At 62.8% G+C, this 13,843-nt stretch carries 13 protein-coding genes; 4 read left to right on the top strand and 9 right to left on the bottom strand.

Annotation, left to right across the window (positions count from 1 at the left end):
- Positions 1-40: 40 nt before the first annotated feature.
- Together WG899_RS02215 and WG899_RS02210 are read right to left on the bottom strand one after the other, a co-directional pair.
- Complete coding sequence (locus WG899_RS02215; RefSeq protein ID WP_339593980.1) at positions 41-1,372, bottom strand: 3-deoxy-D-manno-octulosonic acid transferase; 1,332 nt, start codon at positions 1,370-1,372, stop codon at positions 41-43.
- A complete protein-coding gene (locus tag WG899_RS02210; protein WP_339593979.1) occupies positions 1,369-2,757 on the bottom strand; it encodes a phosphomannomutase/phosphoglucomutase in 1,389 nt (462 codons plus the stop codon). The genes WG899_RS02215 and WG899_RS02210 overlap by 4 nt, the downstream gene beginning before the upstream one ends.
- Before the next feature lie 209 nt (positions 2,758-2,966).
- Between WG899_RS02210 and WG899_RS02205 the strand changes: the two genes are divergently transcribed.
- Together WG899_RS02205 and WG899_RS02200 are read left to right on the top strand one after the other, a co-directional pair.
- Positions 2,967-4,130: a sensor histidine kinase gene (locus WG899_RS02205; RefSeq protein ID WP_339593978.1), complete on the top strand. Its 1,164-nt coding sequence runs from the start codon at positions 2,967-2,969 to the stop codon at positions 4,128-4,130.
- On the top strand, positions 4,127-4,885 hold the full coding sequence (locus tag WG899_RS02200; RefSeq protein ID WP_339593977.1) for a LytR/AlgR family response regulator transcription factor: 759 nt from the start codon (positions 4,127-4,129) through the stop codon (positions 4,883-4,885). The genes WG899_RS02205 and WG899_RS02200 overlap by 4 nt, the downstream gene beginning before the upstream one ends.
- A gap of 17 nt (positions 4,886-4,902) precedes the next feature.
- On the opposite strand, the gene WG899_RS02195 is transcribed toward WG899_RS02200, so the two are convergent.
- From WG899_RS02195 to WG899_RS02180, 4 genes are all read right to left on the bottom strand, one after another.
- Positions 4,903-5,715: an isocitrate lyase/PEP mutase family protein gene (locus WG899_RS02195; protein ID WP_339593976.1), complete on the bottom strand. Its 813-nt coding sequence runs from the start codon at positions 5,713-5,715 to the stop codon at positions 4,903-4,905.
- 176 nt (positions 5,716-5,891) lie between these two features.
- Positions 5,892-6,101: a YgaP family membrane protein gene (locus WG899_RS02190; RefSeq protein ID WP_339593975.1), complete on the bottom strand. Its 210-nt coding sequence runs from the start codon at positions 6,099-6,101 to the stop codon at positions 5,892-5,894.
- A gap of 49 nt (positions 6,102-6,150) precedes the next feature.
- A complete protein-coding gene (locus WG899_RS02185) occupies positions 6,151-9,474 on the bottom strand; it encodes an efflux RND transporter permease subunit (protein ID WP_339593974.1) in 3,324 nt (1,107 codons plus the stop codon).
- Positions 9,475-9,488: 14 nt separating this feature from the next.
- Entirely contained in the window at positions 9,489-10,547 is a 1,059-nt protein-coding gene (locus WG899_RS02180; RefSeq protein ID WP_339593973.1) for an efflux RND transporter periplasmic adaptor subunit, read from the bottom strand.
- Between the two features lie 259 nt (positions 10,548-10,806).
- Here WG899_RS02180 and WG899_RS02175 point away from each other — a divergent pair, with 259 nt between their 5' ends.
- Entirely contained in the window at positions 10,807-11,136 is a 330-nt protein-coding gene (locus WG899_RS02175; protein ID WP_339593972.1) for a rhodanese-like domain-containing protein, read from the top strand.
- Between the two features lie 202 nt (positions 11,137-11,338).
- Here WG899_RS02175 and WG899_RS02170 read toward each other — a convergent pair whose 3' ends face one another.
- From WG899_RS02170 to WG899_RS02160, 3 genes are read right to left on the bottom strand one after another with little or no spacing between them, the layout of a single operon-like run.
- Positions 11,339-11,914, bottom strand: a complete 576-nt coding sequence (locus tag WG899_RS02170) for a DUF4337 domain-containing protein (protein ID WP_339593971.1) — start codon at positions 11,912-11,914, stop codon at positions 11,339-11,341.
- Between the two features lie 20 nt (positions 11,915-11,934).
- Positions 11,935-12,447 carry a dihydrofolate reductase gene (locus WG899_RS02165; RefSeq protein ID WP_339593970.1) on the bottom strand — a complete coding sequence of 171 codons (513 nt, stop codon included), beginning with the start codon at positions 12,445-12,447 and terminating at the stop codon, positions 11,935-11,937.
- Positions 12,444-13,295, bottom strand: a complete 852-nt coding sequence (locus WG899_RS02160) for a thymidylate synthase (protein ID WP_339594219.1) — start codon at positions 13,293-13,295, stop codon at positions 12,444-12,446. The genes WG899_RS02165 and WG899_RS02160 overlap by 4 nt, the downstream gene beginning before the upstream one ends.
- 84 nt (positions 13,296-13,379) lie before the next feature.
- On the opposite strand from WG899_RS02160, the gene WG899_RS02155 reads away from it, so the two are divergent.
- Entirely contained in the window at positions 13,380-13,799 is a 420-nt protein-coding gene (locus WG899_RS02155; protein WP_339593969.1) for a hypothetical protein, read from the top strand.
- Positions 13,800-13,843 lie beyond the last annotated feature (44 nt).

Raw genomic sequence — 13,843 nt, 5'->3', positions numbered from 1 at the left:
GCGAACCAGCCCGGTCCGAGCGATCAGAGGCGAGGCAAATTCACGCGAGCAGGGTCAGGATTTGCTCGGCCATGCGTGCCGCCGCACCTCGGTGTTGAGCGGCAAAAGCGAGCGCGCGTTCACGGGTGGCTTGTTGAGCCACTGCATCGCCGCAGAGTTCAAGTGCCGCTTGAAGGCCTTGGGGCAGATCTGCCACTCGCCGAGCCGCGCCGGCGGCCTCCGCCAGCTCGGAGGCTTCCGCAAAATTAAAGGTGTGCGGGCCCATCACCACCGGGCAAGCGCAGGCGGCGGCCTCGATCAGGTTCTGCCCGCCCAGCGGCGCAAAACTGCCCCCCAGCAGCGCCACATCGGATGCGGCGTAATAGAGCGCCATCTCGCGCATCGAATCCCCCAGCCAGACCTCGGCCTGGCTGTCTAGCTCGCTCGGTTTTTGCGTCCATTGGCTGCGCCGTGCCAAGGTCAGGCCGGCGGTTTGAATCAGGACCGCCACTTCCTCAAAGCGCTGCGGGTGGCGGGGCACGATCAGCAGCAAGGGTTTGGGCCCAGATCGATGCGCGGCATGTGGGTCTGCCGCCGCAGACCAGGCTTGCGCCCAAGCCTGCAGCAGCATCGATTCTTCGCCTTCGCGGGTCACTGCGGCCAGCAAGACCGGGCGGCCAAGTTGCGCGCGCCACTGCCGGCCTTGGGCCAGCAGGCCCTGGTCGACCTGCATATCGAATTTCAAATTGCCTTGCACCAGCACGAGAGGCGCGCCGCTGGCGCTCAGTCGCTCGGCGTCCGCCTGCGTCTGTGCCAAGGCCAGGGCCAGGCTGCGGCCGGCCGGATGCAGCAAGGCCTTGAAGCGCTCGCCACGTCGCTGGCTTCGAGCCGAAAGTCGAGCGTTGGCCAACACCATGGGCACGCCATGACGCTGCGCCTCATGTTGCAGCGAGGGCCATATTTCGGTTTCCATCAGCACGCCGATGGCGGGCCGCCAGTGACGCAGAAAACGCCGCACCGCGCCGGGCGTGTCATAGGGCAGCCAGGTCTGCGCGTCGCCTTGCTGCAGCAAGTCCTGGCCCGCCGTAAAACCGGTGGCGGTGCTGTGGGTCAATAGCAGTCGCATGCCGGGGCGGCGCTCACGCAGCGCGCTGATCAAGGCGGCGGCCGCCCGCGTTTCGCCCAGCGACACCGCATGGACCCAGATCCAGGCTTGGCCGTCGGCCGCTGCGCTGTAAATGCCCAAACGTTCGCCCATCTTGAGGCGGTACTGTGGCTCGGCCTTGCCGCGCCGCCACAGGCGCAGCAGGTAGAAGGGCGTCAGCAGGCGCAGCAGCGCCGCATAGGCCCAGCGACTGAGCCTTTCAGCGAAGGTCTCGGCAACGCGGCTCAATGCCCGGCAGCGAAGGTGGCGTCGGGCTTGACGCGCTTGAGTTGCGCCAGCACATCGTGCTGGATGCGCTCCAGCGCTTCAGGCGTGTGGCCTTCAAAACGCAGCACCAGCACCGGCGTGGTGTTGGAGGCGCGCACTAGGCCGAAGCCGTCTTCATACTCGACGCGCAGGCCGTCGATGGTGACGATCTCTTTCGAACCTGGGAACTCGGCCACTTCCAGCAGCTTCTTCACCACCTCATGGTGCTCGCCCTCGGCGCAAGGCACGTTGATCTCGGGCGTGTTGAAGCTGGTCGGCAGGGCGTTCAGCACCGCGCTGGGGTCAGCGAAGCGCGACAGGATTTCCAGCAGACGGGCGGCGGTGTACATCGCGTCATCAAAGCCGTACCAGCGCTCAGAGAAGAAGATATGGCCCGACAACTCGCCGGCCAGCGGCGCGCCGGTTTCCTTCAGCTTGGCCTTGGCCAGCGAGTGGCCGGTCATCCACATCAGCGGACGGCCGCCATGTTCGCGGATCCACGGGGCCAGGCGCTGGGTGCACTTGACGTCGAAGATGATTTCGGCGCCCGGCTTGCGCTTCAGGATGTCGGCGGCGAAGAGCATGATCTGGCGGTCCGGCATGATCATGGTGCCGTCCTTGGTGACCACGCCCAGGCGGTCGCCGTCGCCGTCAAAAGCCAGTCCCAGTTCGGCATCGCAGGCGTGCACGATGCGCTTCAGGTCTTCCAGATTCTCGGGGCGCGATGGATCGGGGTGGTGGTTGGGGAAGTCGCCGTCCACCTTGGAATAGATGTCGATCACTTCGCAACCCAGGGCGCGCAGGATGGCCGGTGCGCTGGCGCCGGGTATGCCGTTGCCGGAGTCGACCACGATCTTCATCGGGCGCTTCAGCTTGGCGTCCTTGACGATGCGGTGCGCGTATTCCGGCACGATGTTCATCGTGGCGCTGCGGCCCTGGCCTGTCTTGTAGTCCTCGGCCTCGATGCGGCGGCGCAGGCCTTGGATCTGTTCGCCGTACACAGCGGCGCCCTTCAAGACCATCTTGAAGCCGTTGTAGTCCTTGGGGTTGTGGCTGCCGGTCACCATGATGCCGCTGCGGCAGCCATGCTTGGCGCGAGTGGCGGCCACGTAATAGAGCATCGGGGTGGTGACGGCGCCCAGGTCCACCACATCCAGTCCGGTGGACTGCAGACCGCGAATCAGCGCGGCGACCAGACCGGGGCCTGACAAACGGCCGTCACGGCCCACGGCCACGGCTTTTTCGCCCAAGGCGCGAGCCTCGGTGCCGAAGGCGCGGCCCAGGTGCTCGGCCAGTTCTTCGTTCAGGGTCGTGCCAACGACACCGCGGATGTCATAGGCCTTGAAGATGGACGCGTGAACTTGCATGTAGAACTTCCCCTGAAGTAATTGGAAAAACGGAATCTGAAATCAGAACAATCGGCGGATTGTAGGCAAGCCCTTTGACGACTCGATGTAAGGGCCCTTGCTGAGCGCCAGCGTCGACTCGGGCCGAGGGTTTGCAATTCGTCTTGCTGGCTGTCGATTCGTCGCAGGCGACAGCTGATGCTGAGGCTGGCTTGCCTACACTGCGACGCATGAACACCCCCACTCACTCCTTCAAAAGCGGCCTCCGGCAAGCGTGGCAGTCGTTTACGGTGCTGACCAAGCATCGAAGCGAGCCGACTTGGGCGCGGCTGCTGATCAGCACGGGCATCGGACTGGGCTTCACCCTTTTTTTCACACTGGTGCCGGGGCTGATCCTTGGGCGGCTGCTGGACGTGCAATGGCTGCGCAACACCCTGGGCGCCAATCTGATTTTGTGCCTGAGTATTTCGTACACCATCCATGCCTTGTTTCGCACGGCCGAGCTCTTGATGTCGGAGAGCAGGATTGAGCGCTTGCAAGTTGGCGGGCGGGCCAATTGGCGGGCTGGCGTGTTCTCGGCGTCCATCGGCATTGGCGGCACGATGTTGGGCGGCTTCCTCGGGATGATTCTCCTGGGACATCTGTATCGATTTGACGCCTTGGGTAGCTTCTTAAGCCAGCCGACGAGTTTGCGCATGTCCGGCTTTTTGGCCCTGTTGATCACCGGCGCCAACGTCTTCTGGTGGCGGATGCGCAGCAAACAGCAGGCCCTGCAACTGGCGGCTACCGAGGCGCAGTTGCGCCTGCTGCAGGGCCAGATCGAGCCGCACTTTTTGTTCAACACCTTGGCCAATGTGCAAAGCTTGATTGACTACGATGCGCCGCGTGCCAAGCAGATGTTGGAGGCTTTCACTGACTATTTGCGCGTCTCTTTGAGTCAGTTGCGAGGCAAGAGCAGCACCTTGGGCACGGAGCTGGACATGGCCGAGAGCTATTTGCAGCTGCTGCAGATTCGCATGAATGAGCGTCTCAGCTTCAAGATCGAGGCTGACGCCGAGGCCCGCAGCGCTGAACTGCCGCCCTTGCTCTTGCAGCCCTTGATCGAGAACGCCATTCATCACGGCTTGGAGCCCAAGGTGGACGGCGGGCGTGTTTGGATCCGGGCGCAGGTCGAGCAAGGACGCTTGCAGATCCAGGTCGATGACGATGGACTGGGCTTGGATGCCCCGCGGCGCCCCGGCAAGCGAGCCGGCACAGGCATGGCCCTGGGGAATATCCGTGCGCGGCTGGACAGCCTCTACCCGCACAATGCCAATCTCACGCTAACGCAGCAAAGCACCGGCACCCTGGCCACGCTGGTCTTGCCCTACACCCCAAGCAAGAACGCATCATGACCCGAGCACTGATCGCCGATGATGAACCGCATCTGGCGCAATACCTGAAACAGCAATTGGGCCAACTTTGGCCGGAGCTTGAGATTGTGGCGGTCGCCAAAAACGGCGTTGAAGCGGCCGAGTTGATCAACAAGCTGCAGCCCGACCTGGCGTTCCTCGACATCCAAATGCCTGGTCTGACCGGGCTGGAGGTGGCGCAGGGCATCGAAGGCAAGACCCGCGTGGTGTTTGTGACGGCCTATGACGACTATGCCGTCGAAGCCTTTGAAACCGCCGCGCTGGACTACCTGCTCAAGCCGCTGAAGACGGAGCGTTTGACACGAACGCTGGAGCGCATCCGCGCCTCCGAGCAGCCCGCGATCACGGATGACCGGCGCTTGGCCGATGCCTTGCAGCGCCTGCTGCCGCAGGCTTCAACATCAAGCGCGCCAAAGCTGCGCTTCATCCGCGCCGCCAATGGCGATTTGATGCATCAGGTGCCGGTCGAGGAGGTCTTGTTCTTCTATGCCGATGACAAGTACACGGTAGTGCAAACGGCGAGCGGCGAGCATCTGATCCGCACGCCCATTGTCGAATTGGCCGATCAATTGGACCCGGAGCAGTTCTGGCAGGTGCACCGCTCCACCTTGATCAATCTGGCCCATTTGGCGGGCACGCGGCGCGACGAACAAAGCCGCTTGTTCCTGCGCATCAAGGGGCACGCGCGGGAGTTGCCGGTCAGCCGCGCCTATGTGCACCTGTTCAAAGCCATGTGAGCCTTGAACGCGCCGACTCAGCCGCTAAACAATCCGTTCAGCTGACCGTAATCCAAGGACTGCTCGAACAGTGGTGTCGTGTCGCCATGGCCCACAAAGCGCTGTGCTTGCTGCTGCAAGCGGCCATAGCATGCTTGGAACAAGGCCGGACCGACGCTGAAACGTTGCACACCGGCGGCATGCAGCGCCTGAATCGAGGGCATGTTCGGCAAGACCATCAAATTCAGCGGCATCTGCAGCTCGGCCGCGAATGCGGCCACCGGCGCCAAGGGCTCGAGATCGGACAAGCCCGGCAGGAAGGCGCCGTCGGCACCGGCTTCGCGGTAGAGGCGCAAGCGATCCTTCGTGCTTACCACTGCGGCCTGACCTTGGGCCAAAGCCCGCAGCCAGACATCGCAGCGGGCATTGATGAAAAAGGGCCGCCCGCCCAGCGCTTGACGTATCGCTCGGATCTTTTGAACCAACAAGTCGGGTGCGCCGTCGCCATCCTCTAAGTTGATGCCGGCCACGCCGCAATTGGCCACCGCCAGCGCCAGGTCAGCGACGAGCTCGGGTTGGTCGCTATAGCCGTTTTCCAGATCGACGCTGAGCGGCACTTGCAAGACGCGGGCAATGCGCCGGATGGCAGCGAGCAATTCGTCTTGCGGCAGCGCGCCCCCATCGGCGTAGCCCAGCGACCAGGCTAGGGCGGCGCTCGAGGTGGCGACTGCGGCGGCGCCGGTCTCTTGCAGCAAACGTGCGCTGGCAGCGTCCCAGGCATTCGGCAGCAAGAAGGGGGTGGGCGTGTGGTGAAGCGAGATAAAACGGCTGACTGAGCTTGTGGCGTGCATGGGTGCTAGAGGGCAAGGGGTTGTGGGATTGGTGGGGCACGTGGCCAAACCTGCACTGTAGGTAAGAGCTTGAACGCTGGCGCGCCAAAAACGGACCTGTTCCTTTGCGCTGCATTGGCTGCGGAAGCCCCTGCCTGCCTGCCTACTCGCTTACTCGCTTGCTTGCCCTCGAGCCTTCAGCAGCCCGGCTTGACGCCAAATTTGCGCAGCAAGCTTTCCATCAAACACCATTGAGTGACGCCGCTTTGCAAGAGATTGACGCCGACGAAGGCGGTGAAGGCCAGCCACCAGGCGCTGACGAACAAGGGGCTGCCGGGAATGCCCAGGGCCAGCGACAGCAAGATGAAGCTGCCAGCGACGATGCGGACGATTTGCCAAGTGCTCATGATGATTCCTTTTTAGGGTGGAGGACAGAAAGGGGGAGGGCTAGGCTGATCAATGGGCCGGGCCCGTCAGCGCCTGCAGGCGATGGCGGTAGGCCATGTAATAGAGCGTGGGGATCACCACCAAGGTCAGCAGGGTGGAGACAAAGATGCCGAAGATCAGCGAGATCGCCAGGCCATTGAAGATGGGGTCATCCAAGATGAAGAAGGCTCCCATCATGGCGGCCATCCCGGTCAGCATGATGGGCTGCGCGCGGGTGATGGCCGAGCTGACAATGGCACGTTCAAACGGCATACCGCTGCGCACCTGCAAGTTGATGAAGTCCACCAAGAGGATGGAGTTGCGCACGATGATGCCGGCCAAGGCAATCATGCCGATCATGCTGGTGGCCGTGTACTGCGCGCCCAGCAGCGCGTGGCCCGGCATCACGCCGATGATGGTCAAGGGGATCGGGGCCATGATGATCAGCGGCGTGAGGTAGGAGCTGAACTGGGCCACCACCAGGAGATAAATCAACACGAGTCCCACCGCATAGGCCAAGCCCATGTCGCGGAAAGTCTCGTAGGTGACCTGCCATTCACCGTCCCATTTGATGGCGTAGCCGCGGTAGGCGTCCTTGGGTTGGCTGATGAAGTACTCGTTCGGGCTACCGCCGTCCGCTGTGATGAGTTTGCCAATGTCTGAACGCATGCCGAACATGCCGTAGAGCGGACTGTCCAGCCGGCCCGCCATATCAGCGACCACCATATTCAAGGGCAGCAAGTCCTTGTGAAAGACCGGTTGCTCGCGTTCGGTATCGCTGATCTGGATCAACTCCTTGATCGGCACCAGCTTGCCGCTGGCGGACCGGACATTCAAGGACAGCAGGGCGCTCAGATCGCCTTGCGAGGTGGCGGGCAAGACCAGGGTGGCGGCGGCGGGGTACTTGGCGCCGTCATGCAGATAGCTGACCGCTTCGCCGGCCAGGCCGGCGCGCAAACTGCTCACGATGGCTTGCTGCGGCACGCCCAGCAAGGATGCCTTGCTGCGATCGATCAGCAAGAGCTTGCGTGGGGCGGATGCAATGCTGCTGTCGTCCACATCGACCAAGCCTTCGGTCTTCTCGAACACGGCGCGCACTTGGCGGGCCAAGGCTTGCCGGCCCTCGGCCTCGGGTCCATAGATTTCGGCCACGATGGGCGACAGCACCGGTGGGCCGGGCGGCACTTCAACCACCTTCACATTGGCACCATGCCTGCGGCCTATGGCTTGCAAATCCGGGCGCAAGCGGGTCGCAATTGCATGGCTTTGCTCCTTGCGGTGATGCTTGTCGACCAAGTTGACCTGGATGTCGCCTTGGTTGCTGCCGGCGCGCAGATAGTACTGACGCACCAGGCCGTTGAAGTTGATCGGCGCCGCCGTGCCCGCATAGGCTTGGTAGTGCGTGACCTCGGGCACCTCGGACAAATGCGCGCCCAATTCACGCAAGACCGCGGCGGTCTGCTCCAGCGGGGTACCGGCCGGCATGTCAACGATGACTTGAAACTCCGACTTGTTGTCGAAGGGCAGCATCTTCAGCAGCACCAAGCCGGTGGCCGGCAGGAGCAGGGAGATGCCAATCAGTCCCGCGATGGCCAAGCCCAGCCAGCCGCGATTGCGCCGGCCATGCTGCAAGTCCAGCAGCGGCTTGAACACGCGCTCAAACACCGGCGCCAACTTGGCCGACAAACCATGTGGGACGCCCTCTGCATTCACGGTATTCGCGGCCTTGGGTCCGCCTTCGTGGTCGCTGCTATGTCCGTTGCTATTGCCGTTGCTAGGGCCGGCCGGCAAAGCCTTCATGCCGAGCCTAGCCAACCACGGTGTCACCACAAAGGCAATCGCCAGTGACAGCAGCATGCCCATGCTGGCATTGACGGGGATGGGGCTCATATAGGGGCCCATCAGGCCGGACACAAACGCCATTGGCAGCAGCGCGGCGATCACCGTCAAGGTGGCGAGAATGGTTGGGCCACCGACCTCATCGACGGCGCCGGGAATGATTTGCGCCAGTGTTCGGCCGGGAAAGAGCTGCTGGTGTCGGTGGATGTTCTCCACCACCACGATGGCGTCGTCCACCAAGATGCCGATGGAGAAGATCAGCGCAAACAGCGACACCCGGTTCAAGGTGAAGCCCCAGGCCCAGGAGGCGAACAGCGTCACGGTCAAGGTCAAGATCACGGCGGCGCCGACGATGGCGGCCTCGCGCCGGCCCAGTGCGATGAAGACCAGGGCCACCACGGAGGCGGTGGCAAACATCAGCTTTTGGATCAGCTTCTGGGCCTTGTCGTTGGCGGTGGCGCCATAGTTGCGCGTTTCGCTGACCTCGATATTGGCCGGTATCACCGTGTTGCGCAGGCCTTGAACCCGCTGCATCACGGCATTGGCCACGTCGATGGCGTTCTCACCGGCCTTTTTTGTGACGGCAATCGTGACGGCCGGGGATTCAAATCGCTGCGCCTTTTCGACGGCGCCGCCCTGGCCATGCCAAACATAACGTGTAGGTGTGGCGGGCCCGTCCCTGACCTGGGCCACGTCGCGCAAATAAACTGGCTTGTCACCGCGCACGCCGACGATCAGTTCTTCGACATCACCCGCCGAGCTGAGAAAAGGCCCGGCCTCCAGCGCAATCGCCTTATTGCCCTGCAAGAGCTCCCCGATCGGAAGGCCGGCATTGGCCGATTGCAGGGCTTGGCGCAGATCGGCGACCGTCAGTCCGACGCTATTCATACGCGCCGGGTCCATCTCGACCAACACAGCGCGGCCGGGGCCACCCAGGCTACTGACCTCACGGGTGCCCGGCACGCGTTTGAGTTCAATCTCCATGCTGTGGGCGACGCGCTCCAGATCAAAGGCGCCGGTCTCGCCATCGCGACTGAACAGCGTCAGGGCGATGATGGGCACGTCATCGATGCCTTTGGGCTTCACCAGCGGGGCCAACACGCCCAGGCCCTGCGGCAGCCAGTCGGCATTGGCGTTGACGCTGTCATAGAGGCGCACCAAGGCTTCGGTGCGCGGCACGCCAACCTTGAACTGCACCGTCAGCACGGCCATGCCCGGGCTGGACAGCGACATCACATGCTCAACGCCGTTGATCTGCGACAGCACCTGTTCGGCCGGTGTGGCCACCATTTGCTCCACGTCCCGCACGCTGGCGCCGGGGAAGGGGATCAGCACATTGGCCATCGTCACATTGATCTGCGGCTCTTCTTCGCGCGGTGTCACCATGACCGCGAAGATGCCCAGCAACAGCGCCACCAGGGCCAGCAGCGGGGTGATTTGCGCGCTTTGAAAATAGGCCGCGATACGACCGGAGATGCCCATTTGTTTGCTGGCTTCTTGCTTGGAGGAGATCATTGGGGTGGCTCCTGTCAACGGGTTCTGGCCGCGGCCTGCGGTTCCAGCACCAGGCGTTCGCCAGCGTTCAGGCCGCTAAGGACTTCAATCTGATCGCCGAGGGTCTTGCCGACGCGAATCTGGCGCAACAGGGGGCGGCCTTGAGCGTCCAGCACATACACGGCGGTCAATTCGGCGCGGCGCACCACGGCCGAACGTGGGATGGTGAAGGGGGCAACGGACGCCTTGTTGTCCGCCGGATTGGGCTTTGCGGCCGCGCTGGGCCACAGCACGCGGGCAAACATGCCGGGAACAACGCCGCTCAGATTGGCCGGCAGGTTCAGGCGAACCTCCTGCGTGTGCGAAGCCGCGTCGATGGTGGGCAGGACTTGGATCAGGCTGGGTGTGAGGCTGCTGCCCGCTGAGCCCAAGCCCGGCAATTCGATGTGGATCTGGCCCGCGCCCACGCTGCTTGCCTGCCACTGAGCGGCCACGCTTTGCGGCACATGCGCCGTAATGCGCAGCGCCGACGGATCGTAGACCGTTGCCAAAGGCCGGCCAGGCAAGGCCATGTCTCCTAAGGTGACGGGCAGTTCTGCCACCACGCCGGCATAGGGGCTGCGCACGATGTTGAAGCTGCTTTGTGTGCGCGCCACACCCAACTGCGCCAGTTGCGCCTGCACCTGGGCCTGGGTGGCTTTGTACTGGGCTTCCGCTTGTTCCAGCGCCGCTTGGCTGATGTAGCCTTGCTTGAAGAGTTGTTGCTGGCGTTCGAATTCCCGTGCCGCCAGTTGACCCTGGGCCCGCGCCGCTTGAGCCTGTGCTTCGCTGGCTTGGGTGGCTTGTTCGGCCGCGCGGGCATCGATGCGCATCAAGACCTGGCCTGCCGTGACGCGGTCTCCCACTTTGACGTCCATTTGCACAATCGCTCCGGCCACCTGCGAGGCTATGACGGTTTGTCGCAGTGCTTCGACGACGGCATCCCGGCTGTCCAACACACGCAGGCTTGGGGCCTTGATCACGGTGGTTTTCAGCGTTGTGGCCGTTGGCGCCTTGGTCTGCGTATCGGCGGCTGCCTGGACGTGCATAGCCATGAGGACAGGGGCAAGGAGGGCGGCGAATGCCAGCCAGGGCCTGGTAGGCAGCTGTCGGGCCAAGGAGTGCAGCGGAGTCTTCATGGTGTTTCAGCGAGGGCAGGCCCGCTGGACAATTGAATTTCGTTGACGTATTATTTAACTAAACACGCAAATAGTCAAACGATGCACTTGAGCAAAGATTTGAACGTTGCGTGATCAAAACCGTCGTCAAGCTTGCGCACCCATGCAAGCACGATTCCAGCAGGAGCTTTCGATCATGAACCTTCCCTCACTTCAATTGGATCCCCAATCTGCCGCCGCGGCTTTGCGTGCGGGGGGTTGCGTTTTGCTCGATGTGCGCGAGGCCCATGAGGTCGCTCGCCTTGCTTACGACATGCCGGGGGTGCTGTGTGTGCCGCTGAGCGAGTTGGAGCGGCGCCATGCCGAATTGCCTCAGGATCAGGACGTGATCCTGGCCTGCGCCGCCGGTGGGCGCAGCATGCAAGCGATGCAGTACTTGCTGAACAAGGGGCACCAGCGGGTGCGGAACCTGAGTGGCGGCATGGGCGCCTGGCGCACTCGCGGCTTGCCTGTGCGGGAGGGTTGAGCCTGCCGGATCTGCCTCGGCTTGCTGAGGCAGGGATCGAGGTTAGGGCGCTGCTCAAAAAGCGCTGCTCAATCGTGCGCAGCGACCACGGACACAAGCGCGTGCTGCCTTGGCTCCGAGGCTTTGCGCCAACAGACCGGGGCCGAGGGCTGGCCGCCGGTGGATTCGAGGACGCGCGGCTCGCGTGCCGCGCGGGTCGGCTTTAAATGTGCATCCAGGCCAAAACGCCCAGCACGATGCCGATGGCGCCCATGGCCAGGGTGCCCATTTCCATCCAACGCTTCTTGGTCAGCAGGGTGATGGCCGCCAAGGCAATCGACACCTGCAAGGCGGTGGTGGCCTGAGCCCAGCGGTGATGCTGGTGCATCTGCTCTTCGCTCTTGTGATCAAAGTCTTTGGACTCGGCTTCAAAAGCCTCGGCCTTTTCCTTGATCTCGGCCTTTTCCTTTTTATAGCGCTCGATTTCTTCGGCGTACTTGGGCTTTTTTTCTTCGCTCACCAACACCAGGGCAAGCTCAGCCATGTTCTGCTTGCTGCTCTTGGCCTGGTAGTAATTCCACTGGTTCGAGGCCTCGGTCTTCTTGATGGCCGCGTCGTTCTTGTACAGGCCGGCGTTGGCCTGAGTGGCGCCTCCCATATAGGAGAACATCGCGCCGATGGTGGCCAAGATGGCGGTGATCACCGCCAGCTTGCCGGCAATGCCTTTGGGTTCATGTTGAGCCGCATGCTCCATCTCATGGTCGTGGGGGCCGTGGACGTGAAAGCCGTGTCCGGACATCTGTCGTATCTCCTATGGGGTCAGGTTTTGCGGCGCTGATAGCGCACAAAGTGGAAAGGCCAGCCATGGCCGCGCTCGGCCGGGCTGAAGTGAGTTTGGCGCGAGACTTCTTCAAAGTCTTCAGCTCGCCAGGCCGGGAAGAAGGCATCCGCGCCCTCGGCCACTGCATCAAATTCGGTCAGTTCCAGGCGATCTGCTAAGGGCAGGGCCAGGGCATAGATCTCCGCGCCGCCCATGACGAAAACCTCGTTCTCGCCTCCGCAGGCAGCCAGCGCCGCTTCAAGGGAAGTGAAGACTTCAGCGCCCTCGATGCTCATGCCTGTCTGGCGGGTCAGCACCAGATTGCGGCGCCCGACCAGGGGGCGAAAGCGCGCCGGAATCGAGTCCCAGGTCTTGCGACCCATGATGACGGTGTGGCCCAGGGTCAGCGCCTTGAAATGCGCCATGTCCTCGGGTACACGGAAGATCAACTCATTGCCTCGGCCGATGGCGCCCCCACGCGCCACGCCGGCAATCAGGGTCAGCGTGGTCATACCGCCACCGGCGCCTTGATGGCGGGGTGCGGGTCATAGCCGCTCAACTCAAAGTCTTCGAACTCGTAGTCAAAGATAGACGCGGGCCGGCGCTTGATCTGCATCGTGGGATAGGCGCGGGGCGCACGCTCCAGCTGGGTTTGCACCTGCTCGAAGTGGTTGCTGTAGATGTGGCAATCGCCCCCGGTCCAGACAAAGTCGCCCAGCGCCAGATTACATTGCTGGGCCAGCATCTGGGTCAGCAGCGCGTAGCTGGCGATATTGAAAGGCACACCCAAGAAGATATCGGCGCTGCGCTGATACAGCTGGCAAGACAGCTTGCCCTCGGCCACATAGAACTGGAAGAAGGCGTGGCAAGGCATCAGCGCCATCTGGTCCAGCTCGGCCACATTCCAGGCGCTGACGATGATGCGGCGCGAATCCGGGTTGTGCTTGAGCTGCTTGACCACCTCGGCAATTTGGTCAACATGGCTGCCGTCGGCCTTGGGCCAACTGCGCCATTGCACGCCGTAAACAGGGCCCAGGCCGCCATCTTCGCGTGCCCATTCGTTCCAGATGGTGCAGCCACGTTCTTGCAGCCATTTCACATTCGAGTCGCCGCGCAAGAACCACAGCAGTTCCAGGATGATGGACTTCAGGTGCACCTTTTTGGTGGTGACCAGCGGGAAACCTTCGTTCAAGTCGAAGCGCATCTGGTGGCCGAAGACCGAGCGGGTGCCGGTGCCGGTGCGGTCGGTCTTGGCCACGCCCTGCTCGAACACATGGCGCATGAAGTCCTCGTACTGGGCGCGCACCGGGCGGGTATCAAGGCGGCCTGCTGAACTGGTGAGAGGGCTGGATTGCGGCATGGCGGGGGCGCTCGGTACCGGGCGGGTCAAAGGGCTGGTCATGGGGCGCGATTCTAAGGCGGTGGGCTGCAGAGGACGGCGGTCATGGTTTCAAGCTATTCTTTCCGTCAGACAGTTCTTCATGTAGGTGCCATCATCAAAACGATTTCCATCCTCTTCGCCCTGGCTTTGGCCGCTGTCGGCCCCGCACAGGCCCACTCCAATCTGCAGGCCATGAAGAATTCGGCCTTCTCGCGCTTCAGCCCGGCCGATCAAAGCCTGATGCGGTTGCAAATCGACCAAGCCATTGCCAGCCCACAAGACGGGACGAGCTTTGAGTGGAAGAGCGAGAAGACCCGTGCTTCCGGTCAGGTCACTGCGCTGGAACGCAACAAGAGCCGCGGCCTGGACTGCCGCAATCTGCGCATTGCCAATGCCTGGGGTAATCTGAAGGATGAAGGGGTGTATCGCTTTTGCCTGGATGCCAAGGGGCAATGGAAGCTGTCTGGGCCGGTGCTGGACTGAACCCCGTCCACAGAGCGGAGGAAAGCTGGAACCCGTCCGCAGAG

Source organism: Paucibacter hankyongi, from assembly GCF_037482915.1.
GTDB classification, from domain to species: Bacteria; Pseudomonadota; Gammaproteobacteria; order Burkholderiales; family Burkholderiaceae_C; genus Paucibacter_A; species Paucibacter_A hankyongi.
Note: the sequence above shows the minus strand (reverse complement) of the source record. Positions and strands in the feature narration are given on the sequence as shown.

Coding starts and splice junctions, on each gene's coding strand:
- WG899_RS02210 (WP_339593979.1), bottom strand. CDS start 2,757: ATGCAAGTTCACGCGTCCATCTTCAAGGCCTATGACATCCGCGGTGTC.
- WG899_RS02205 (WP_339593978.1), top strand. CDS start 2,967: ATGAACACCCCCACTCACTCCTTCAAAAGCGGCCTCCGGCAAGCGTGG.
- WG899_RS02200 (WP_339593977.1), top strand. CDS start 4,127: ATGACCCGAGCACTGATCGCCGATGATGAACCGCATCTGGCGCAATAC.
- WG899_RS02195 (WP_339593976.1), bottom strand. CDS start 5,715: ATGCACGCCACAAGCTCAGTCAGCCGTTTTATCTCGCTTCACCACACG.
- WG899_RS02190 (WP_339593975.1), bottom strand. CDS start 6,101: ATGAGCACTTGGCAAATCGTCCGCATCGTCGCTGGCAGCTTCATCTTG.
- WG899_RS02185 (WP_339593974.1), bottom strand. CDS start 9,474: ATGATCTCCTCCAAGCAAGAAGCCAGCAAACAAATGGGCATCTCCGGT.
- WG899_RS02180 (WP_339593973.1), bottom strand. CDS start 10,547: ATGGCTATGCACGTCCAGGCAGCCGCCGATACGCAGACCAAGGCGCCA.
- WG899_RS02175 (WP_339593972.1), top strand. CDS start 10,807: ATGAACCTTCCCTCACTTCAATTGGATCCCCAATCTGCCGCCGCGGCT.
- WG899_RS02170 (WP_339593971.1), bottom strand. CDS start 11,914: ATGTCCGGACACGGCTTTCACGTCCACGGCCCCCACGACCATGAGATG.
- WG899_RS02165 (WP_339593970.1), bottom strand. CDS start 12,447: ATGACCACGCTGACCCTGATTGCCGGCGTGGCGCGTGGGGGCGCCATC.
- WG899_RS02160 (WP_339594219.1), bottom strand. CDS start 13,295: ATGCCGCAATCCAGCCCTCTCACCAGTTCAGCAGGCCGCCTTGATACC.
- WG899_RS02155 (WP_339593969.1), top strand. CDS start 13,380: ATGGTTTCAAGCTATTCTTTCCGTCAGACAGTTCTTCATGTAGGTGCC.